We start from the raw sequence: 21,877 nt of genomic DNA, 5'->3' as shown, positions 1-21,877 counted from the left end.
CAAAGTTTTTATAGTCAATTTATACGATCAATTGTTTTTTCTGTTATAAAGATCTTTGGGAGCCAACGCGAATTTTAAAAGCCCTTGCATCATTGACCGACGAACGTGGCGCGACGTAATTGTCTCAAAAGGGAATCCCATGACTATCGTATTATAATCAGGGCCACGATAACCAACAGCAGCGCTTGTGGAGTCGTTATACATCATGATACACTGAGGCCGCGACATTTCTGTTGTAAATGTAGAATCCGGCGCAAGGATATCTACGGATGTTGCCGCGTAATGGTCTTTGTTGGGTTGCCTATAGATATCAAAATCGGTCTGCAAACCATGAATCATAGGGTCTTGAATGTTTTGATTCCTACCTTCAAATTTAATCTTTAGCAACTGTTGAAGAAAAGCCTTATCTTGTTCTGTTGTCATATCAGTTCCTATAAATGCGCCACTTATTAAAAGCGATTTTGAATCTTTAGCAAAGGTAAGTAATTTTTCTTGAAGGAATGGTGGAAATGTCTTATAATATTTTAAGGCATAAGGCATATTTCTTTCGAGTCCAAGCATTATGTCAATAAGATCATATTGATCTAATTCTACACTGTTGTCTTTCAAAACTTCCATCGTGCAACTTGCTATGGAATAATCTTTATTTGCCAACATTGCGTCTGCATGGATTGGAACATCATTATATTGGTTTCCCATGATAAATTTTCCATTATACCACTGGGCTGTCATCCCATAGGTAACGCCCGGATCGTCATTCATATCAAACCGTTTATTGGAACTATCTTTTATTACAGAAGGGGCCGAAAGACGTGTAAAACCATCTATAATCAATATTTTGCCTTTGCTGTGAGGATGATAAACCGCGGATAAAATTGGCGTAGCAAAGCTTTCTCCTCCTCGATTTACAGCCGTAACTTTAAAGTTGTAGAGTTTGCCGGCTTCAAGTTTCATGGAGAAATTCGGTATCGCCACGTTCGTTCCATTATCAACCCCCGATGTCCCCTCACTTATATATATATTATAGGATGTAGGGACGGCTGTTGGCTCAAGAGCGTCTATGCCGGGTTTCCATGACAAGTGTGCCATATTTCCATTGACTTCTACCTTAAAGCTGTTAGGAGCCAATGGTTGTACGATACTCGGCCTGGCATGGCTGTCATTGATAAACCGCAGTATGGATTTGTAAATAGATCGTGCCATTGTGAATCTGAAATTGGGATCTTCACCCAAGATCATATCCTCAAAATTTTGATGAGACATCGTTTCCAGTATTGCGGAAGGGATTTCCGGCGAACGTGTTTCGGCGTAATTTCTATCCCAAAGGTATCTGCGATTCCATTTACCGCAGATTGTTGGAATATCTCGATCTAATCCGTCCAATAATCGTTTCGCGAAATCATAGGATAGCCTTCTCGAAATGCCTGACGATAAGACACCATCATTGAAGTCTGTCGTACAAACGGCCAAGGAGCCAATTAGCCCGTTTGGCTCGGACGAAATGCCGGCGTCGCTATGGACTGCCAAAGCCAACTCTATAGGAATTTTCAACCCTTCTGAATTAGGGTTGTAACAAGAGCCTCCGGAAAGCCAGTTAGTCATTAATGGACGCGCATTGATATCGTCTCCGTAATCGTCAAGCCCATTTTTGCTGCTATAAACTTTATAAGGCGCCCCTGCCCATTGAGCGTAATACCTGGCTCCTTCAATGGCGCGTGGAAGTCCACTGATAGCCCCATATCTTTGAATGTTTCCCATTCCGCCCCCAAATCTTACCGCGTCTGCCGACACAATACCTTTTTCTTTGGAACGGTTTGTGAGGACTACATTGTTCAAATGCGAGCACCCCGCGTCAAATGTGAAAGTACCTAAATATACCCATGTGCCTCCTCCCATGCGTTGGTTGACCAGGAATCTTGTCTTTTGTCCTTGATGGGTAACGGTATATTCCGCGTCCGTAACGCTGTTTCGTAACGTCTGATAGCTGACATATACCGCGTAATTACCCGTAGATTGAAAATGAGGCTGATATGTTATCGTGGAGAAATGTCGTCCGTTGTGTGCTTCTGTATATTTAGCCGTTCCTTGAGCGAAAGGATTCTCCCCGTCTACATAGTAATTCGGATGAAACGCAAAGCCTTTTTGATTGGTGTTTTCCCATTTCCCTCCTAAGTTCGTCTCGGTATATATCCCACGGGTTATTATTGACGGAGTATCTGGCGAATTATCATTATCAATGATGTATTCTTCATCTTGCCAATCTCTTTCGCGCGGAGAAAAAACGTTAGCCCCACTACGCTCAAGCATAGGTATGAGGTAGGGTATTACGATTGTTTGCGTAAATAAATCCTCTGTTGTTTCGAAGAGAAGCGGACGTTGGAATTTCCAAAATCCTTTAGCTTGATCAAAATATCTACCATGGCTTGCCCAAATGCTCAAATGCCTGTTCTGGAGTCCATTTGTTATTTCAAAAGGCCTATTGATGTTTCGGACCCAAGGAGTTCCGTTATATTCTATACCGTTCCAACCTGGCGGTATAGAGTCTGTCGGTAGATGATAATTAGTGATAAAATGCTCTATAGGAGCACCCGCACAATAGATTTTGAATTGAAATCCCGAATGTGTTGGGCCTAAAACTTTTTGCCAGTGTTTATATATTTTGCGGACATCCTTATAAATTATGTCATGATGATTTATATAATTATTGCCAAGATAAATATTTATGATTTTGTTTTTGTTATCAATATTATATTTTGCATCTGTAGATTGCGCCGTTCCTCTTGAAATGGGAAACAGAAATACGCAAATCAACAAGCCTAACTTCCTTATAAGGTTGTCATTCATACACAAAGTTCTCGGGAATCTTGCCTTTAAAATCTTTAAAGTATTCTTTAATCTCTTGCATTTGTGTCTCAAAATCACCATTCGGAATAATTACTTTGGTCGCTTGAATCCTTTTATCTGCATAGTCTACACCAAACAATAGAATGGGCAATTTGGCTTTTTGTGCGATAAAGTAAAAGCCTTTCTTCCAATCAGGATTAGGTTTTCTGGTGCCTTCGGGTGTTATGCAAAGTCCAAAGCGCTCACTTTGCATTGCCACCTCTGCCATTCTATCTGTTAGGCTTGTGTGTTTAGATCTTTCTACGGGAATTCCTCCAATGCGTTTGAATAAGGAGCCAAGAGGCCATATAAACCATTCTTTCTTCATAAGAAAGTTACTTTGGATTCCTTCTGCCCTTGCAAAAAGTTGCCCGATGACAAAATCCCAATTACTGGTATGTGGCGCTAAACAAATAATATATTTAGACGGATAGCTGATCGAAATATCTTTCGACCATCCCATCCATCTATATAAAATAGTAGAGCAGATTTGTTGTATCATTCCAACGCGGATATCTGATCAATGATTTCATCTATCTGTTTGTTAAACCCTAAAATCAAATCTTTATAATATAATTTTGGAGGCATTCCTGGCTCAGGGTGTGAAACTCGTTTGATAAATTCGTTGTTTACCACCATAATAGAAGTTAGTATGGCATCAACATTGTTATCTTCTTTCTTTTTATTGTACAACGCAACAGCTATGCATTCCGCAAATAGCTCGCTGCAAATATAGTTGATCTGATGTTTCAGAACTCTTTTACTCGCCATAATTTATCTGTTAAAGTTTGGAGATTGTAACTATTACATGCCAAAGATATAGAAAAATAAAGTAATTCACAAGCATTCATGTCAAAAATCCAATAGTGTCCTAAATAATTTTTGTGAAAACGCATACAAAGTTGCATCAAATCATATGGTTTGACGTATTTTGTTTCAACGGTAAATTGTACATCTCTGACCGGGTCAGTAGAAAATTAGTGGGGACAGGTTTACAAGTATCGATGATATCTACCACACCCTGAATTATCTTTACATATACCATCAAAAAAGTGGCATTATTCTGAAAAAGAAAAGACTTGGACGAAAATAAGCGATTATAGAGCAAATTCATAAAGCGCTGGTTATCAATACATTGTACTTTTAAGGGTGTTTTCTCTTCGCTTTTTCGCCCTTAAAAGCTATGCTTTTAGGCCGTAATCGCGGCCCTTTCACCGGCTAAAAGCTATGCTTTGACCGTGTAATCGTTATGCTTTGGGCCGATAAAAGCGTAACTTTGGGCGTAAAAGGGTGTCGAAATCGGCAAAGCGAAGGCCTTTTTCGGCGTGCCGACTGCTGAATGGCGTGTTGCAGAAGTGTTAAAATTAGGTAGTTTTTTCTGACAAAAATCACATCACTACCGACTTCGTCTTGCACCTTTTCATGGACATGGTCTTTATAAGGTATGCCTTGCTCGCGTGGCGTCAGCCGTGGTATGATTTGTTCGATTTGTTCAGATTTGTAGGATTTATTCACCTGTCGGCTCATCAACTCGTCTGTCCGCAGGCATACTCCTTCAGTCGGCTTCGCCGAGAAATCTCACAAATCTTTCCAAATCTTCCAAATCTTATCATTATTTATTATTTGTTCGATTTGTTCAGATTTGTGGGATTTCTGTCCGCAGGACACTCCTTCAGTCGGCTTCGCCGAGACGAGTTGATGAGCCGACAGGTGAATAAGTCCTACAAATATTTCCAAATCCTCCAGTTTTTATCATTATATATAGGGTTGCAGGTTATCGGCGGCGTGGCGTCAGCCGTAGGGGCGTGATTCATCACGTTCCGCCTGTCGTGGCGTCAGCCGCTGCGTCGGGTTCATTGTTGTGGCGTGGGGCGTGATTATTTGTTTCCCTGGGATTTCGGAACGTGATAAATCACGCCCCTACGCCTGCCGGGTTGTCCGCTCCCATAAACGATTGACAGATTTATACGACTTCATCGCTTGCAGACTTGTCCCCACAAATGATCGAGTGAGCCAATGTTTGTCCGTTCCATGCTTTTTAATCAGAGATTTGATTAAATCTTTAGGTAATTGTCGGATTATTTGAGCGAAAAGTGTTATCTTTGTCATGAAGGAAGTTTTGGTTTTGGGTAAACACTAAGATAAGACTTTTTTGCCTTAGTGAAAACAACTTCCTTCACTTTTTGAAAATTATTTAGGACACTATTGGTCAAAAATATGTTTAGGGTTGAGTAATTCTTGAATGATTCTTTTCATATATCAATTAAATGAGTTAATTTTGCATGTAAATAAACGATTGTTTGACGATTTCTTATAACAAATAAAATCAATTATCAATGATGGAAATTAGTGCATTACAAAACGAAAGAGCTGCTTATCAGCCAAAGTTGCCAAAGGCTCTTTTGGGTGCAATTAAAGTGAAAGAGGGTGAGCCAACCCGAAGTGTTGCCGATCAAAAAGAGATTCAGGAGTTGTTTCCTAATACTTATGGAATGCCTTTGGTTGAGTTTGTTCCCGGTGTAGAGACAAATACGGCAGAATTAAATATAGGTGTCATTCTTTCCGGTGGACAGGCCCCCGGTGGACACAATGTTATCAGTGGCTTGTTTGACGCGGTTAAAAAACTTAATCCGGCAAATCGCCTTTTCGGTTTTTTGATGGGCCCCGGCGGCTTGGTTGATCATAACTACGTGGAGATCACTTCTAATTTTATCGATCAATACCGCAACACCGGTGGTTTTGATATGATTGGTTCCGGCCGTACAAAATTGGAGCAGGTAGATCAGTTTGAGAAAGGTCTTGAGATTATTCGTGAACTGAATATCAAAGCGATCGTCATTATTGGTGGCGATGATTCCAATACAAATGCTTGTGTACTTGCTGAATATTACGCGGCAAAGAATTATGGTGTGCAGGTTATTGGTTGCCCAAAGACTATTGATGGTGATTTGAAGAATGACCAGATTGAGACGTCTTTCGGCTTCGATACAGCATGCAAGACTTATTCTGAGCTGATTGGTAATATTGAGCGCGACTGCAACTCTGCCCGTAAATACTGGCACTTTATTAAATTAATGGGCCGTTCTGCTTCGCATATAGCCTTGGAATGTGCGCTTCAGACTCAACCTAATATATGTCTTATTTCTGAAGAGATTCAGAAAAATGACATGACATTGAATCAGGTTGTAGAAAATATCGCCAGTGTTGTCGCGTATCGTGCAGAGCAGGGTAATAACTTTGGTGTTGTCTTAATCCCCGAAGGGCTGATCGAATTTATTCCGGCCATTGGTCGTCTTATTCAGGAATTGAATGATTTACTCGCTTCTCATGGAGCAGACTATAGAGATCTTGATAAAGAGGCTCAACGTGCTTACATCCTTTCGCATCTTTCCAAAGAGAATGCCGCAACTTTTGAGACGCTCCCCGAAGGTGTCGCCCGCCAGTTGAGCCTGGATCGTGATCCTCATGGAAACGTTCAGGTTTCTCTCATAGAGACAGAGAAATTGTTGAGCGACATGGTTGAGGCGCTCCTTGCAAAATGGGCTAAGGAAGGAAAGTTCAATGGTAAGTTTGCCGCTCAACATCATTTCTTCGGTTATGAAGGTCGCTGTGCAGCTCCATCTAACTTTGACGCCGACTATTGCTACGCATTAGGCACAAGCGCAGCTCAATTGGTTGCTGCCGGCAAGACGGGTTATATGGCGATTGTGAAAAACACGACGGCCGGTACTGACGAATGGAAGGCCGGTGGTGTGCCAATTACCATGATGATGAATATGGAAAGGCGTAATGGCGAAATGAAGCCGGTGATACGTAAGGCTCTTGTCGAACTCGAAGGCAATCCATTTAAGACATTTGCCGCTCATCGCGAAGAGTGGGCAAAGAATACTTGTTACGTATATCCCGGCCCGATCCAGTATTGGGGACCATCTACTGTCTGTGACTTGACAACCAAAACATTGCAGTTGGAGCAGTCTAAATAATATTTATTCAATCTATAGGAATGCAGGTTCACGCAATGGGAATCTGTATTCCTATTATTTTTATGGCAACAGCAAAACCCAAGTCTAACAAAAGACGATCAACACGCAAAAGAAAGCATTCATTCTTTAGTAAACCTCACAAAAAAACGGCGTGGTTAATCGGTGGCATGGGGGTTGTCGTTTTGTATATTTGGATTTTCTATTATTTTTTTGTTGGCCCGACGGGATTCCGTTGGCGTGCTTTATATAGCGATCCCAAATATCCTAATGGGTATGAAATTCACGGAATCGACATTTCCCACTATCAAGGTATAATTGATTGGGAGAAACTTCAGCACGCTATGATTGGAGGCTGTCCCTTACGCTTTATTATCATCAAGTCTACAGAAGGGGCTTCCAAACTGGACGAAAACTTTTACGATAATTTTGAGAATGCCCGTAATTATGGCTATATACGAGGTGCCTACCATTTCTGGAGCGTCCATTCTACTGCCCGTGAACAGGCGTATCATTTTTTGAAAAAAGTCCATCTGAAGGAAGGCGACCTGCCACCTGTATTGGATGTGGAGCACAAACCGGCTAACCTTTCTGTTGAAGATTTTCAGACGGACGTTTTGACATGGTTGCACATCGTTGAAGATAAATATCATGTAAAACCTATCATCTACACTTATTACAAGTTTAAACAACAATATCTTTCCAAACCGGTATTCGACGATTACCCTTATTGGATCGCACACTATTATGTTGACAAGGTAGAGTATAAGGGCGCGTGGAAATTCTGGCAACATACCGATGCGGGACAGTTGCCGGGGATTAAAGGGTATATAGATTTTAATATCTATAATGGCTCATTTTACGATTTGATGAAATTGACAATCCCCAAGTAGTCTTCGTTGTTTTTAATCTGAGAGTTTGTATCTTTCGTTTAAATCGCTTTTTCTATCAAAATTTGTCTAAGTGTGGAGTAATCGTTCTTGATTTCTATACTCTGCTTGGCTCCTTGCATGAAATTCTGTAACCGTTGCGGTATAGGAATGTCCCTCCCAAGAATATCATCTATTGTTTTTTTGAATTTAGCAGGGTGGGCCGTCTCAAGAAAAATGCCGACTTCATTTTGTGCCAACTTATCTTTCAGGGCTTGGAATCCGCAGGCCCCATGAGGATCAAGAATATATTTATTTTCATTATAACAGCGGCGGATCGTATCCTTGATCATATCGTCAGTATACGCGATGCCATCTACATGTTTTTTTATCTCACTCCAGGAACCTTTAAACAGTTCCTTGATTCGAACGAAATTACTGGGATTACCTACATCCATCGCATTGGCTATCGTCTGAATGCTTGGCTGCGGCTGGTAAATTCCTGAAGTCAAGTAGTTGAAGAAAACGTCATTGGCATTGTTCGCCGCAATAAACCGCTTTACAGGAAGTCCCATTTGCTGCCCGAACAATCCTGCCGTTATATTTCCGAAATTACCGGAGGGGGTGCAGAATACCAACTCATTCATGTCGGCTGTGATTCTATTCAGCTTTCTGAGCTGTGCGTACGCATGGAAATAATAAAAGGCTTGGGGAAGAAAGCGTGCTACATTGATAGAATTAGCGCTTGTAATCTTGATACGGCTATTCAGCTCTTCGTCCATAAAAGCTGTTTTGACCAGCGATTGACAATCGTCAAACACGCCATCTACCTCTAATGCCGTAATATTATTTTTAAGGGTCGTAAACTGGCTTTCTTGTATTTTGCTCACTTTCCCCTTGGGATAAAGCACAAATACATGAATGCCTTCTACGCCCCAAAAGCCGTTGGCAACGGCTGCCCCCGTGTCTCCGGAAGTGGCAACCAGCACATTCATGCCTTTCCCTGTATGTTGCTTCGTAGCTTTACTTATATAGTATTGCAGCGCGCGCGCCATAAAGCGGGCTCCGACATCCTTAAATGCCAAAGTCGGGCCATGAAACAGTTCCAAGGCAAAGATATTGTTTTCAACCTCTACGATCGGGCAATCAAAGTTCAGCGTCTGCTTGACAATTTGAGACAGCGCCTCGCTTTCAATATCGTCTCCGAAGAACGCGGAAGCAACTTGAAACGCAATCTCATGAAAGGAATAAGCATCAATATTCTCAAAAAAGGATTTGGGCAATCGTCTGATGGTTTCAGGCATATACAGTCCCCTGTCTTCAGCCAGTCCCTTGATGATCGCTTTTTCTAAAGTCGCTTCGGGAGCGTTATGATTAGTGCTATAATATCTCATGATCTAATCTGTCGGTAGTTGTAGGTGTTGTATTCATGAATACCTGCATAAATTGCTGTAGTTTTAATAGACCGTAACAGCCATTCACGCAACTTACTTCATCAAAGCGGGTTACCTCATCGGGCTTTATGCCCTTATGCCAAATAACGAATGGCACAGGCTCTTTTACATGGGTTTGGATCTCAACAGGAGTAGGGTGGTCCGGCAAAACGGCAATACAAACAGGTTCTTGCCATTGGCTTACCGACTCATAAATTGTTTTTACAATCCTTTGGTCAAGCGATTCGATCGTTTGTAATTTTAATTCTAAATTGCCATCATGGCCGGCTTCATCACTGGCTTCTATGTGGAGGAATACAAAATCTTTATTCTTCAATTCCTTGAGCGCGGCCGCTGCCTTACCTTCGTAATTCGTATCGGCCAGCCCTGTTGCCCCTTTCACTTTAATAATTTTTAGTCCGGCATAATGCCCAATTCCACGAATCAAATCTACGGCACTGATCACACTGCCGCTATGAATCGCCGGAAACATTTCCATCAGAGTTTGCATGGAGGGCTTATACCCGCCTCCCCAAGGCCAGATACTGTTGGCAGGTCTTTCACCTTTGGCTACACGGTTCTGATTGAAAGGGTGGTTGTTTAAGAGTCTCTGGCTTTCAAGAATGAGCCGGTTGAGCAAGTCCGCGGTTGCCTGTGGCGACATTCTTCCCGGTTCCGATCCTTCCCAACCGCGTTCCGGTTTTACGAGCAACGCGTGCCATGGCTCGTTTGGATGGTCATGTGGCGGAGCACATGTGATATGCTTGCTGCCATTTTTGATAATCAGTAAATGCCGATATTGAATTCCCGTAATGAAACGGACCTGCTCGTTGCCAAGTTTTTCATTCAGATATTTTATCAGCATATCGCCATCTTCCGTACGAAGATGTCCTCCATTATGTGTAAGGATGACATCTTGTCGCAGCGTAATGAGATTGCATCGCAGCGCCAGGTCTTCGGCCCGCATCTCATAACCGATACTGGCGGCTTCGAGGGGGCCCCGTCCCTCATATACTTGATTCAAGTCATAGCCCAGAATCGCGGTATTGGCAATCTCTGATCCCGGTTGAAATCCGTCGGGAATCGTAATGAGTCGTCCCGTTTGTCCTTGCTTTGCCAACAAATCCATGAATGGAGTTTTCGCGTATTGCAGAAGGGTCTTTCCATGAAGTCGGTCTACGGCATGGTCTGCCATGCCATCGCCTAATATAATAATGTGTTTCATAAGCCGACTTCTTAAATGTTTGCAATACTCATGATGTTTGCAAATACACCGGCAGCCGTCACGCTGGCCCCCGCGCCATAACCTTGAATCTGCATGGGGTATTCCTTATAACGCTCGGTCGTGAGGAGTACAATGTTATTCGAACCTTCCAGATTGTAGAAGGGGTGATTATGGTCAACAGCTTTCAGTGCAACCTGAGTTTCTCCATGATCCAAGGTTGCGACAAAGCGCCACTTCTTGCCTTGTGCTTCGAGCTCTTTACGTTTCTGTTCAAAGGATTCATCCAAAGAAGGCAGGTTCTTCCAAAACTCTTCTTCTGTGCTGTTGAAGAAGTCTGACGGGATAAACAATTCTTTCTTCACGTCGCTTAGTTCAACTCGATAGCCTGCTTCGCGACTTAAAATCACGAGTTTACGGACTACATCGGTACCACTTAGGTCTATGCGAGGATCCGGTTCTGAATATCCTTGTTCTTTGGCTCGACGAACCGTTTCGGAAAAAGGAACTTTTGCAGAAAGCTCATTGAATATGAAATTGAGCGTCCCACTCAAGACGGCCTCAATTTTGAGAATCTTATCACCGGAGTGTTTGAGATCATTGATGGTGCCAATGATGGGGAGCCCGGCTCCTACGTTGGTTTCAAACCTAAACAATACGCCACGTTGAAGAGCTGTCTGCTTCAGCTGTGCGTAATTTTCATATTCACTTGAAGCAGCAATCTTATTAGCCGCAATAATACTGATATTGTGTTCCAGCAAGTCTTGGTACAGACTTGCTATATCCTTGCTGGCCGTACAGTCTACAAATACGCTGTTGAAGATATTCATTCCTAAAATACTCGTCTTCAATTTCTCCGCATTGCTGGGCTCTGATTCTTCGAGAAGTTCGTGATAATGATTCAGGTCTATGCCATCTCTGTTGAAGATGGCTTTCTTTGAACTGGCTATCCCAACGACATTCAGCTTTAGTCTCGAGCGTTCTTTCAGTTCTTCATATTGGCTCTTGATCTGTTCAAGCAGTTTGCCGCCGACAGTTCCAACGCCACAGATGAATAGATTGAGCACTTTATATTCTGAAAGGAAGAAAGAATCGTGGAGAACATTAAGCGATTTTCGCAGCGACTGCCCCTCTACCACAAACGAGATATTGGTTTCGGAAGCTCCCTGGGCACAGGCTATTACGCTGACACCACTTCGGCCTAACGTGCCAAAGAGTTTGCCGGCTATACCCGGCGTGTGTTTCATATTTTCACCGACAATCGCTATCGTGGCCAAATTGCTTTCGGCGTGCATGGGAAACATGGCGCCCGTTTCAATCTCTTTCTCATATTCCTTGTTCAGCACTTCCACGGCTCGCTTCGCGTCCTGGTCTCTCACGCCGATAGAGGTGGAGTTCTCCGACGAGGCTTGTGATACCATGAACACGCTGATTCCATTATCGGCCAAGGTAGTGAAGATTCGGCGGTTGACGCCTCGCACGCCCACCATGGAGAGTCCGGTCACGGTGATGAGCGTCGTGCCGCTGATACTGGATATACCCCTGATGGGCTTGCGGTCATTCTCCGCCTTTTGCTTGATGACGGTCCCGGAATTGTCGGGGTTGAACGTGTTCTTGACTTTGATGGGAATATTCTTGACACAGACGGGGTAGATCGTTGGCGGATAAATTACCTTGGCGCCGAAGTTGCAAAGCTCCATCGCCTCGATGTAGCTCAACTCGTTGATGGTGTAGGCCGTCTTGATAACCTTCGGATCTGCAGTCATAAAACCGTCTACGTCGGTCCATATTTCCAGACACTCGGCATTGAGTGCCGCAGCTATTATTGCCGCGGTATAATCCGAACCGCCACGGCCTAAATTGGTGGTTCTTTCGGTTGTCTTGTCCCGACTGATAAATCCCGGCACGAGCGAGACGCGGGGTAGGTCGGCAAAGGCCTTTTTGACAAGTTTATACGTGAGTTCACTGTCCAGCGTGTGTTTATCGTTGACACGCTCCGTTTTGATAAAATCGCGCGAGTCAAACCATTTAGTGCCCTTGATGAGCGTAGCTACGATATTCGAGCTCAAGCGCTCTCCGTAGCTGACGATGGCGTCTTGCGTTTTTTCGCTCAGATCATGAATCAGGAATACGCCGAAATAAATGCTTTTCAATTGATCCAAAAGGGAATCTACCGTATTGAAAAGATTTTCCCGACTGGAGGGATCAGAGATAATCGTATCAATCATTTTGTGATGGCGGTCCACCATTGCGTCGAATTCTGTTTTCCAACCTTGGTCTCCGTTCAAGGCTAATTGTGCCGTATACAACAATTTATCGGTCATGCCACCCAAGGCGCTCACCACGACAATGACAGGTTGCTGACGCGCTTCTTTCTCTACGATTTTCTTTAAGCTCAGAATGCTCTTTACGGAACCAACGGATGTTCCGCCAAATTTTAATACTTTCATCTCTGTAATAATTTTTATAATACCCTTCGACAAACAGGGGAATTCATACTCGTGTAAAACGTTTCCGCAGGAATTTCAGATTCAGCGAGAAACACTTCAGCCGAACAAAGGCCGCGTCGTCTCTTCTAAATCGACAATTCGCCACACAAAAGTTTCACTTTTGATTAATTTTTGCAAAGCTACTAATATTCTGAAATAATACCAAAAATTTTGTTTATATTTTCAAACATACACGCAAACAGGCAGTAACCCCATCCTAACTCCGTGATTTTGTTAGAAAAAACTACCTGATTTTAACACTTCCGCAACACGTCATCCAGCTGCCGGCATGGCGAAAAAATCCTTCGCTTTGCCGATTTTGATACCCTTTTGTGACAAAAACTATCCTTTTATCGACTCAAAGCATAGCGATTACGCTGTCAAAGCATAGCTTTTTGTCAGTGAAAGGGCTGCGATTGCGGCCTAAAAGCATAGCTATTAAAGGTAAAAAAGCGAGAGAGAAACACCCTAAAAAGCACAATATGTTGATAACCAGTACTTTATAAAATTGCTCTACAATCGCTTATTTGCGCCCAAGTCTTTTCTTTTTCAGAATAATACCACTTTTTTGATGGTATATGTAAAGATAATTCAGGGCTTAGTAGAATTTTCGAGGGGGACAAATCTCAATGATGCCATATTCTGGTTTTCCATTCATCCGCCCCTCGGATGAATGGAATGTGGCTCTGTCAGCACTGACCGCCACACGACGGAAACCTAAAATCTTGCTGACGGTAGAAAACAATCGTCCCACGCTTTTGATTGGAGCGTGGGACGGATAAATGTGTGAGGGATTTATCAGACGGCGACACCGTCTCGCCTTACGGCTTCGTAGAGCGGTGAAGGATGAGCCTCATTGATGAGCACCGGTTCTATCAGACTGCTCACTTTCCAACCGGCTTTCCACAGTTGCGGCATGATGGCCAGCCAGTCTGCTTTCAAATCGCTCACGACCACGGCCACGTCGATGTCACTGTCTTCGCGTGCCTCATCACGGCTGTACGAACCATAAAGATATACTGCCGTGGGATTTATCCACGGTTCGATTTCTGCTTTGTAACGTTTCACGATTTCTATAGCTTTCTGTTTATCCATAGTTTCATTTCATTGGTTTTACTGATCATTTCTCTACACCGTTCGGGCGAAAGAGCCTTGGCAAGTTGTTCTTTGTATGAAGGATAGCGAGCCTCGATGTTCAGAGGCATCATCTCTGCGAGAAAATCGATCTGCGCCTCTGTCATTTCGCTGTCCAGACCGCAGCCATCGCCAACTGCCTCAAATGCAAATATACCGTTTCCGGCGACAATTCCAAATCTGCGTCGTGGATTTTATATGCCGGAATAAGCCAAGAGTAGGGAAGCTAATTATAAATAATGTATTATCTTTGCATCATGATAGAAGAATATCAAGTGCGGGTTTTGCCGCAACAAGCCGCTTCGGAAGACGCGATAGCCGATTACTTAGCTAAAGATAAAGGGATGGATAGGCGCACCATCAATCATGTGCGTGTGCTTAAACGCAGTATTGATGCACGCCAGCGTACTATTTTTGTGAATCTTAAACTGCGTGTTTATATCAATGAGCTTCCACAGGACGACATGTATGTTCCGACGGCTTATCCGTATGTCGGCGATAAGCCGCGGGTAGTCGTGGTAGGAGAGGGACCGGGAGGGCTGTTTGCGTCGCTTAGGCTCATAGAATTGGGTTATCGGCCCATCGTGGTTGAGCGTGGTAAGGATGTAAGGGCGCGGAAAAAGGATCTTTCGCTTATTACCAAGACCCATCAGGTTGATTCCGAAAGTAATTATTGCTTTGGTGAGGGAGGTGCCGGCGCTTATTCTGACGGCAAACTATATACACGCAGTAAGAAACGGGGAAGTGTGGATAAGATTCTGAACGTGTTTTGTCAGCACGGAGCCTCGACCTCTATCTTGTCGGACGCGCATCCGCATATCGGAACGGACAAGTTGCCACGGGTAATAGAAAACATGCGCAATACGATTATCGAATGTGGCGGCGAAGTTCATTTTCAAACCAAAATGACGGGGTTGCTGGTTGCCAAGGAAACTGTTGTCGGCATTGAGGCTGTGAATTTAGCCGATCATTCCGAAGAAACGTTTCGTGGGCCGGTTATTCTGGCTACCGGTCATAGCGCCCGTGACGTATATCGCTATCTGCATGAGAGTCATGTCGCGATGGAATCGAAAGGCATTGCCGTGGGTGTCAGATTGGAACATCCGTCGCACTTGATCGATCAGATTCAGTATCATAACCGTCAGGGGCGTGGCAAATATCTCCCCGCCGCTGAATATTCGTTCGTGACGCAGATTGATGGCCGCGGAGTTTATAGTTTTTGCATGTGTCCGGGAGGATTTGTCATTCCCGCGGCGACAGACAAGCAACAGATTGTGGTCAACGGAATGAGTCCGAGCAATCGTGGTACGGCGTGGAGCAACAGTGGCATGGTGGTCGAAATTCATCCCGAGGATGTGGGCGACCCATCAGACGTATTGGCAGTCATGCGGTTTCAGGAAGAGGTGGAAAAACTTTGCTGGATAAACGGCAACATGCGGCAAACGGCTCCGGCCCAGCGTATGGTCGATTTTGTGAATGGTAAATTGAGTGCCGATTTACCCAAAAGTAGTTATGCTCCGGGACTGATCGCAAGTCCGCTTCATTTTTGGTTGCCGAAGATGGTGACAGAAAGGCTGCAACAGGGATTTCGCGAATTTGGCAAACGCAGTCATGGCTTTTTGACGAACGAGGCTGTTCTGATTGCTACCGAAACGCGAACATCGTCGCCCGTGCGCATTGTTCGCGACCGGGAATCCCTTCAACATGTCACCCTGCAAGGGCTTTTCCCCTGTGGCGAAGGAGCCGGTTATGCCGGTGGAATCGTGTCGGCCGGTATTGATGGCGAGCGTTGCGCCGAGGCTTGCGCAAGCTATTTGGAATCATGATTCTGCCCGTGTACGATGTGTGAGAGGGGCATGAATTAAATTCTATATACATTTTGTTAGCTGCCGGAAAATTCGTATTTTTGCATCGCTTTTGTGAATACATAAAAAATCATTATAATGAATATTTCTTACAAATGGCTTAAAGAGTATGTCGACTTCGACTTGACGCCACAGCAAACAGCGGACGCGCTGACCTCGTGTGGCCTTGAAGTAGGCGCATTGGAAGAGGTTCAAAGTATTAAAGGCGGTCTTCAGGGGCTTTATGTAGGTCAGGTATTAACCTGTGAGCCCCATCCCAATTCTGATCATTTACATGTTACGACTGTTGATCTTGGACGCGGCGAAGCTCAACAGATCGTCTGTGGGGCGCCGAATGTGGCAGCCGGGCAGAAAGTCATCGTAGCAGACTTAGGATGCGTACTTTATGATGGCGACTCGAGTTTTACGATTAAGAGAAGCAAACTGCGGGGCGTTGACAGCTTTGGTATGATTTGTGCTGAAGATGAGATTGGCATCGGTACCGATCATGCCGGAATCATTGTCTTGCCGGAAGACGCGGTTGTCGGTACGCCGGCAGCCTCTTATTATCATTTGGAGAGTGACTGGCTGATGGAAATAGACATCACGGCCAATCGTGCCGACGCGTTGAGTCATTATGGCGTAGCCCGTGATCTGTACGCGTGGCTCAAGCAAAACGGTTATGAAACAAGTTTGCATCGTCCTGATTGTTCCGGCTTTGCCGTTGATAATCATGACTTGCCCATTGATGTTGAAATAGAGAATACGGAAGCCTGTCGGCGTTATGCCTGTGTCAGCATAACTGATTGTGAAGTAAAAGAGAGTCCGGAATGGCTCCGGAATAAACTTCGCGTTATCGGCCTACGCCCTATCAATAATATCGTTGATATCACAAACTATATCATGATGGCCTACGGTCAACCTATGCACTGCTTTGACGCCGACATGGTAGAAGGTCATAAGATTGTTGTACGAACGCAACCTGAAGGAACAAAGTTCGTTACCTTAGACGGTGAAGAGCATGAATTAGGAACTCACGACCTGAGTATTTGCAACGCAAACGAACCGATGTGCATAGCGGGCGTATTTGGAGGAAAGGGGAGTGGTACCTATGAAACGACACGTAACGTTGTTCTCGAAAGCGCCTACTTCCATCCGACATGGATTCGCAAGAGTGCCCGTAGACATGGACTTTCCACGGATTCTTCCTTCAGATTTGAGCGTGGTATTGATCCTAACGGTCAGATATACGCCTTGAAGCAGGCCGCGATTCTTTGCAAGGAGTTGGCCGGTGGCAAAATCAGCATGGATATAAAAGATGTATATCCGGTTAAGATGAATGACTTTGAGGTATTCTTGAAATATGATTACGTAAAGACATTGATCGGCAAGGAAATCGGAACGGACACAATTAAGAATATTCTGACTAATCTTGAAATGACCATCACGGCCGAAACAGAAGAAGGCTTACGGCTTACCGTGCCGGCATACCGAGTAGACGTGCAGCGCCCGTGTGATGTTGTTGAGGACATATTGCGTATTTATGGTTATAATAACGTAGAAATTCCTACCCGGTTGAAGAGTTCGCTGACAGTCCAGGGTGAGGAAGATCACGTATATCGCGTTGAGAATATCGTTAGCGAGCAGCTTGTTGGCTGTGGATTTAATGAGATTCTTAACAATTCTCTGTCGAAGGCTTCGTATTACACAGGGTTGGATTTGAACGCCTATCCTGAATTTTCTACCGTGAAAGTGATGAATCCATTGAGCGCCGACTTAGGCGTGATGCGGCAAAGCATTCTTTTTGGTGGTTTGGAAAGTATTGTTCGCAACGCGAACCGTAAGAATCCGAATTTAAAATTCTTTGAATTTGGTAATACCTATAGCTTTGTAAAAGAGAGATGGACTGCGGAGGAACCAATAAAAGCTTACAAACAAGATAAGCATTTAGGCTTGTGGGTAACGGGAAAACGGGTAGTCGGCAGCTGGATACATCCCGACGAGAACAGCAATTTCTATGAGTTGAAGGCTTATGTGCAGAATATTTTTGCACGTGTTGGTCTGGCATCGGATATGTTGTCTGTGAAGGAAAATGATAATAATGTCTTCTCCAAGTCTATCCGTTTTGAAACCAGAAACGGTCAGGTGATTGCCGAGCTAGGCATTCTGGATGTCGCAATTCGTAAAGCTTTTGACATTGACAATGATGTCTATTTTGCCGATATTCATTGGACCGTCCTCATGAAGGCTGTCCGCAAGCATGAAGTTGTCTTTGCGGAGATTAGTAAGTTTCCTTCTGTCAGCCGTGATTTGGCGCTTCTTATTGACAAGAATGTTTCTTTCAAGCAAATAGAAGATATTGCCCGACAAACCGAGAAGAAACTATTGAAGCGTGTAGAACTTTTTGACGTGTATGAAGGAAAAAACCTTCCGGTCGGCAAAAAGAGTTATGCCGTGAACTTTATTCTACAGGATGAACAGAAGACACTTAACGACAAACAGATTGACGCAATCATGACGAAACTGATTGCGAACCTTACAGGAAAGTTGAATGCGCAATTGAGGTAATGTGTCGTAGGACGAATAAAACGGAAATAGTAAAACTTAATAAATAATTATTCCAATGGGAAGAGCATTTGAGTATCGTAAAGCAACGAAAATGAAAAGATGGGGCCACATGGCTCGTACATTTACGAAATTAGGTAAACAGATTGCTATCGCAGTAAAGGCTGGTGGTCCTGAACCGGAGAACAATCCCACACTACGTGCGCTGATCGCAAACTGCAAGCGCGAGAATATGCCGAAAGACAATATTGAGCGTGCCATTAAGAATGCGATGGGTAAGGATCAGAGTGAATACAAGGAAGTGACGTATGAAGGTTATGGTCCTCATGGTGTTGCGGTATTTGTAGATACTTTGACAGATAATACGACTCGCACGGTAGCTGATGTCCGTTCCATCTTCAATAAGTTTAATGGCAATATGGGTACGACAGGCAGTTTATCATTCCTGTTTGATCATAAGAGCGTGTTTACTTTTAAGAAGAAAGACGGTCTGGATATGGATGAGATGATTCTTGATCTCATTGATTATGGCGTGGAAGATGAATATGACGAGGATGAAGAAGCTAACGAAATAACCATTTATGGCGATCCTAAGAGCTTCGGAGACATCCAGAAACATCTTGAGGCTGAAGGTTTCGAAGTTACCGGTGCAGAATTTACCTACATCCCTAACGACTTGAAAGACGTAACAGCAGAGGAACGTGAAACCATAGATAAAATGGTGGAGAGACTTGAAGAGTTTGATGATGTTCAGACAGTATATACCAACATGAAGCCGGAAGAGGCTTCGGAATAAGCTGTATCTTATTTATTACTTGCAATAAAGGCTTGGATTGAGTGGAATCCAAGCCTTTAATTGTAATATGTAGTCCTAAAAGAGTGTATAAACAGCAACAGATTTCGGTTAATCTAAAAGGGTAGACGAGCGCACTCTGGACAGTGTCTCGGGTGTCATTTGCAGATAGCTTGCTATATATACCAATGGGGCACGAAGTACAACTTGTGGCATGAACTTGCACATTTTTCTATATCGATCTTGCGCCGTCTCAAATCTTACTAAGTCTGCATGAATCTGTGAGAGGATCAAGCTTTCTTCCAATATCTTTCGATATAGTATCTGAATATTGACATTATGCAACGCAACGCTCTCCAAGCGTCTTTTCGGAAGGGCGTAGATGATAGAAGGCTCAATAGCTTCAACCTGTAATTTTGTCGGCTCTTCTTTGAAAAGACTTTCAATACACATGAAAATCGTGTGATTTTCGCCCAGGTGCTCTGTCACCTCTTTACCATTTTTGAAATAGAATTGGCGAACAAGGCCTTTGTCAATGTAGTAAATGTTTTCACAAACCTCACCTTCTTTCAGGATGAGTTGATTCTTGTTAAATTTCATCGGGACGAGAATGCTTTCAAGTAAGTCCAATTCTTCATGGGTCATTGTACTATACTTACGTGCAAGTTCTCGAGCAACATCTCTTGTAGTATTGACAAGTTCTTTCATTTTGCTTTCCTTTATGGATTTTAATGATCAAGTTATAAAACAAAATATGTAACTATGGATTAATCTAACTTCAGCACAGCAAGGAATGCTTTTTGTGGAACTTGAACATTCCCTACTTGCTTCATTCTCTTCTTTCCTTGTTTCTGCTTTTCCAAAAGCTTTCTTTTTCGGCTCACATCGCCTCCATAACATTTGGCTGTAACGTCTTTTCGGACCTGCTTTACCGTTTCTCTTGCAACAATCTTTGCACCAATGGCTGCTTGGATTGCTATGTCAAACTGTTGCCGTGGAATCAGCTCTTTCAGTTTCTCACACATTCTTCTGCCAAACGTCACTGCATTACTCTCATGAGTTAGGGTCGATAACGCATCGACAGGTTCACCGTTTAGAAGAATATCAAGCTTGGCGAGTTTAGATGGCCTGAATGAATCAACGTGGTAGTCGAACGACGCATATCCTTTGGAAATACTCTTCAACTTATCGTAGAAGTCGATCACGATTTCGCCCAAGGGAATCATAAAATGCAGTTCAACTCTGTTCCCACTCACATATTCCTGATTAATCAGCTCACCACGCTTGTCCAGACATAGTTTCATGATTGGACCAATGAAGGTGCTTGCCGTTATGATAGACGCTCTAATATAGGGCTCTTCTATATGATCAATCATGGTCTGGTCCGGAAGCCCGGAGGGATTATGGACCTCTTTGGCATTACCTTGTTTGTCATAGACCATATATGAAACGTTCGGAACGGTGGTAATGACGTCCATGTTGAACTCTCTGTCAAGTCGTTCCTGAATAATTTCCATGTGCAGAAGCCCAAGGAATCCACAACGGAAACCAAATCCCAAGGCGATTGAACTCTCCGGTGAAAACGTTAATGAAGCATCATTGAGCTGTAATTTTTCGAGAGAGGCTCTGAGATTTTCATAATCATTGGGATCGATGGGGTAGACACCGGCAAAGACCATTGGCTTTACTTCCATAAATCCCTCAATAGCAGACTTGCAGGGATTAGCAACAGAGGTAACGGTATCTCCTACTTTTACTTCTGTGGCAGTCTTTATGCCGCTGATAATATAGCCTACTTCGCCCGCGGTAAGTTCATTCTTAGGAACCATATCCATCTTTAATACGCCCACCTCGTCGGCAACATAATCCATATCAGTGTTGAAAAACTTCACCTTTTCACCTTTTTTGATGGTTCCGTTTACAACCTTGCATAGAACGATAATACCACGGAAACTATTAAAAATGGAGTCAAAGATAAGAGCTTGGGCCGGCGCATCGGTGAAACCTGTTGGATGAGGTATGCGCGAAATGACCGCTTCAAGAATATTCTCTACACCTTCGCCCGTCCTTCCCGAAGCGCGAATGATGTCGCTACGGTCACAACCGAGAAGGCCGATAATTTCATCCTCAACCTCATCGGGCATAGCGTTGGGCATGTCGATTTTATTGATGACAGGAATAATTTCCAAGTCATGATCAATGGCCATATAAAGATTGGAAATGGTCTGTGCTTGAACTCCTTGCGTGGCGTCAACAATGAGCAATGCTCCTTCGCAAGCAGCTATACTTCGAGATACTTCATAAGAGAAATCAACGTGCCCCGGCGTATCTATCAGATTAAGGATATACTTCTCTCCATCCTTGGCTTTGTATTCCATTTGGATGGCATGGCTCTTGATCGTAATACCTCTTTCTCGTTCAAGATCCATGTTGTCAAGCATTTGTCCTTCTGTTACTTGGATTGTCTTCGTAAATTCCAGCAACCTGTCTGCTAATGTTGACTTGCCATGATCAATGTGGGCAATAATGCAGAAATTCCTTATATGATTCATTTATTATTGTGTTCTTTAAGCTACAAAGGTAATTAATTTAATTGATTTGCTACCCCCATATATGATAAAAAACAGCGAATCGTTGGTAGATGTTTAAATAAATAATAACTTTG

At 43.6% G+C, this 21,877-nt stretch carries 17 protein-coding genes; 7 read left to right on the top strand and 10 right to left on the bottom strand.

Annotation, left to right across the window (positions count from 1 at the left end; all coding sequences use genetic code 11):
- Nucleotides 1-27: 27 nt before the first annotated feature.
- From JHU38_RS01450 to JHU38_RS01440, 3 genes are read right to left on the bottom strand one after another with little or no spacing between them, the layout of a single operon-like run.
- Nucleotides 28-2,844 carry a golvesin C-terminal-like domain-containing protein gene (locus tag JHU38_RS01450; protein ID WP_232369796.1) on the bottom strand — a complete coding sequence of 939 codons (2,817 nt, stop codon included), beginning with the start codon at nt 2,842-2,844 and terminating at the stop codon, nt 28-30.
- Nucleotides 2,837-3,385 (bottom strand): 1-acyl-sn-glycerol-3-phosphate acyltransferase, encoded by a 549-nt coding sequence (locus JHU38_RS01445; protein WP_107582462.1) that lies wholly within the window; start codon nt 3,383-3,385, stop codon nt 2,837-2,839. Before JHU38_RS01445 ends, JHU38_RS01450 begins: the two co-directional genes overlap by 8 nt.
- On the bottom strand, nt 3,382-3,654 hold the full coding sequence (locus tag JHU38_RS01440; protein WP_107582463.1) for a hypothetical protein: 273 nt from the start codon (nt 3,652-3,654) through the stop codon (nt 3,382-3,384). Before JHU38_RS01440 ends, JHU38_RS01445 begins: the two co-directional genes overlap by 4 nt.
- A 657-nt stretch (nt 3,655-4,311) precedes the next feature.
- On the opposite strand from JHU38_RS01440, the gene JHU38_RS01435 reads away from it, so the two are divergent.
- From JHU38_RS01435 to JHU38_RS01425, 3 genes are all read left to right on the top strand, one after another.
- A complete protein-coding gene (locus JHU38_RS01435; RefSeq protein ID WP_158267309.1) occupies nt 4,312-4,692 on the top strand; it encodes a hypothetical protein in 381 nt (126 codons plus the stop codon).
- Nucleotides 4,693-5,222: 530 nt separating this feature from the next.
- Nucleotides 5,223-6,866, top strand: coding sequence for a diphosphate--fructose-6-phosphate 1-phosphotransferase (locus tag JHU38_RS01430; protein ID WP_107583118.1), 1,644 nt, complete (start codon nt 5,223-5,225; stop codon nt 6,864-6,866).
- 35 nt (nt 6,867-6,901) lie between these two features.
- A complete protein-coding gene (locus tag JHU38_RS01425; protein WP_107582464.1) occupies nt 6,902-7,756 on the top strand; it encodes a glycoside hydrolase family 25 protein in 855 nt (284 codons plus the stop codon).
- Between the two features lie 38 nt (nt 7,757-7,794).
- Here the strand turns inward: JHU38_RS01425 and thrC are convergent, their stop codons facing one another.
- From thrC to thrA, 3 genes are read right to left on the bottom strand one after another with little or no spacing between them, the layout of a single operon-like run.
- A complete protein-coding gene (thrC, locus tag JHU38_RS01420; protein WP_107582465.1) occupies nt 7,795-9,126 on the bottom strand; it encodes a threonine synthase in 1,332 nt (443 codons plus the stop codon).
- Nucleotides 9,113-10,390, bottom strand: a complete 1,278-nt coding sequence (locus JHU38_RS01415; protein WP_107582466.1) for a cofactor-independent phosphoglycerate mutase — start codon at nt 10,388-10,390, stop codon at nt 9,113-9,115. The genes thrC and JHU38_RS01415 overlap by 14 nt, the downstream gene beginning before the upstream one ends.
- Nucleotides 10,391-10,401: 11 nt before the next feature.
- Entirely contained in the window at nt 10,402-12,837 is a 2,436-nt protein-coding gene (thrA, locus tag JHU38_RS01410; RefSeq protein WP_107582467.1) for a bifunctional aspartate kinase/homoserine dehydrogenase I, read from the bottom strand.
- Nucleotides 12,838-13,505: 668 nt separating this feature from the next.
- On the opposite strand from thrA, the gene JHU38_RS01405 reads away from it, so the two are divergent.
- On the top strand, nt 13,506-13,658 hold the full coding sequence (locus JHU38_RS01405; RefSeq protein WP_158267310.1) for a hypothetical protein: 153 nt from the start codon (nt 13,506-13,508) through the stop codon (nt 13,656-13,658).
- 16 nt (nt 13,659-13,674) lie between these two features.
- On the opposite strand, the gene JHU38_RS01400 is transcribed toward JHU38_RS01405, so the two are convergent.
- Complete coding sequence (locus tag JHU38_RS01400) at nt 13,675-13,971, bottom strand: nucleotidyltransferase family protein (RefSeq protein ID WP_107582468.1); 297 nt, start codon at nt 13,969-13,971, stop codon at nt 13,675-13,677.
- A complete protein-coding gene (locus tag JHU38_RS01395) occupies nt 13,950-14,117 on the bottom strand; it encodes a hypothetical protein (RefSeq protein WP_232369795.1) in 168 nt (55 codons plus the stop codon). Before JHU38_RS01395 ends, JHU38_RS01400 begins: the two co-directional genes overlap by 22 nt.
- 150 nt (nt 14,118-14,267) lie before the next feature.
- Here JHU38_RS01395 and JHU38_RS01390 point away from each other — a divergent pair, with 150 nt between their 5' ends.
- The 3 genes from JHU38_RS01390 to JHU38_RS01380 all read left to right on the top strand — a co-directional run bounded on the left by JHU38_RS01390 (nt 14,268) and on the right by JHU38_RS01380 (nt 19,215).
- Nucleotides 14,268-15,836 (top strand): NAD(P)/FAD-dependent oxidoreductase, encoded by a 1,569-nt coding sequence (locus JHU38_RS01390; protein WP_107582470.1) that lies wholly within the window; start codon nt 14,268-14,270, stop codon nt 15,834-15,836.
- Between the two features lie 117 nt (nt 15,837-15,953).
- Entirely contained in the window at nt 15,954-18,422 is a 2,469-nt protein-coding gene (gene pheT, locus JHU38_RS01385; RefSeq protein WP_107582471.1) for a phenylalanine--tRNA ligase subunit beta, read from the top strand.
- 55 nt (nt 18,423-18,477) lie between these two features.
- Nucleotides 18,478-19,215, top strand: a complete 738-nt coding sequence (locus JHU38_RS01380; protein WP_107582472.1) for a YebC/PmpR family DNA-binding transcriptional regulator — start codon at nt 18,478-18,480, stop codon at nt 19,213-19,215.
- A gap of 108 nt (nt 19,216-19,323) precedes the next feature.
- Here the strand turns inward: JHU38_RS01380 and JHU38_RS01375 are convergent, their stop codons facing one another.
- Nucleotides 19,324-19,920, bottom strand: coding sequence for a Crp/Fnr family transcriptional regulator (locus JHU38_RS01375; protein ID WP_107582473.1), 597 nt, complete (start codon nt 19,918-19,920; stop codon nt 19,324-19,326).
- Nucleotides 19,921-19,979: 59 nt separating this feature from the next.
- Nucleotides 19,980-21,764 (bottom strand): translation elongation factor 4, encoded by a 1,785-nt coding sequence (gene lepA, locus JHU38_RS01370; RefSeq protein WP_107582474.1) that lies wholly within the window; start codon nt 21,762-21,764, stop codon nt 19,980-19,982.
- Between the last annotated feature and the right edge of the window lie 113 nt (nt 21,765-21,877).

Source organism: Prevotella illustrans (genome assembly GCF_017426725.1).
GTDB lineage: Bacteria > Bacteroidota > Bacteroidia > Bacteroidales > Bacteroidaceae > Prevotella > Prevotella illustrans.
This window is presented reverse-complemented; position numbering and strand designations above follow the sequence as displayed.

Excerpts from the sequence above, each read along its gene's own strand:
- JHU38_RS01450 (WP_232369796.1), bottom strand. The coding sequence starts at position 2,844 with ATGAATGACAACCTTATAAGGAAGTTAGGCTTGTTGATTTGCGTATTT.
- JHU38_RS01445 (WP_107582462.1), bottom strand. The coding sequence starts at position 3,385 with ATGATACAACAAATCTGCTCTACTATTTTATATAGATGGATGGGATGG.
- JHU38_RS01440 (WP_107582463.1), bottom strand. The coding sequence starts at position 3,654 with ATGGCGAGTAAAAGAGTTCTGAAACATCAGATCAACTATATTTGCAGC.
- JHU38_RS01435 (WP_158267309.1), top strand. The coding sequence starts at position 4,312 with ATGGTCTTTATAAGGTATGCCTTGCTCGCGTGGCGTCAGCCGTGGTAT.
- JHU38_RS01430 (WP_107583118.1), top strand. The coding sequence starts at position 5,223 with ATGGAAATTAGTGCATTACAAAACGAAAGAGCTGCTTATCAGCCAAAG.
- JHU38_RS01425 (WP_107582464.1), top strand. The coding sequence starts at position 6,902 with ATGGGAATCTGTATTCCTATTATTTTTATGGCAACAGCAAAACCCAAG.
- thrC (WP_107582465.1), bottom strand. The coding sequence starts at position 9,126 with ATGAGATATTATAGCACTAATCATAACGCTCCCGAAGCGACTTTAGAA.
- JHU38_RS01415 (WP_107582466.1), bottom strand. The coding sequence starts at position 10,390 with ATGAAACACATTATTATATTAGGCGATGGCATGGCAGACCATGCCGTA.
- thrA (WP_107582467.1), bottom strand. The coding sequence starts at position 12,837 with ATGAAAGTATTAAAATTTGGCGGAACATCCGTTGGTTCCGTAAAGAGC.
- JHU38_RS01405 (WP_158267310.1), top strand. The coding sequence starts at position 13,506 with ATGATGCCATATTCTGGTTTTCCATTCATCCGCCCCTCGGATGAATGG.
- JHU38_RS01400 (WP_107582468.1), bottom strand. The coding sequence starts at position 13,971 with ATGGATAAACAGAAAGCTATAGAAATCGTGAAACGTTACAAAGCAGAA.
- JHU38_RS01395 (WP_232369795.1), bottom strand. The coding sequence starts at position 14,117 with ATGACAGAGGCGCAGATCGATTTTCTCGCAGAGATGATGCCTCTGAAC.
- JHU38_RS01390 (WP_107582470.1), top strand. The coding sequence starts at position 14,268 with ATGATAGAAGAATATCAAGTGCGGGTTTTGCCGCAACAAGCCGCTTCG.
- pheT (WP_107582471.1), top strand. The coding sequence starts at position 15,954 with ATGAATATTTCTTACAAATGGCTTAAAGAGTATGTCGACTTCGACTTG.
- JHU38_RS01380 (WP_107582472.1), top strand. The coding sequence starts at position 18,478 with ATGGGAAGAGCATTTGAGTATCGTAAAGCAACGAAAATGAAAAGATGG.
- JHU38_RS01375 (WP_107582473.1), bottom strand. The coding sequence starts at position 19,920 with ATGAAAGAACTTGTCAATACTACAAGAGATGTTGCTCGAGAACTTGCA.
- lepA (WP_107582474.1), bottom strand. The coding sequence starts at position 21,764 with ATGAATCATATAAGGAATTTCTGCATTATTGCCCACATTGATCATGGC.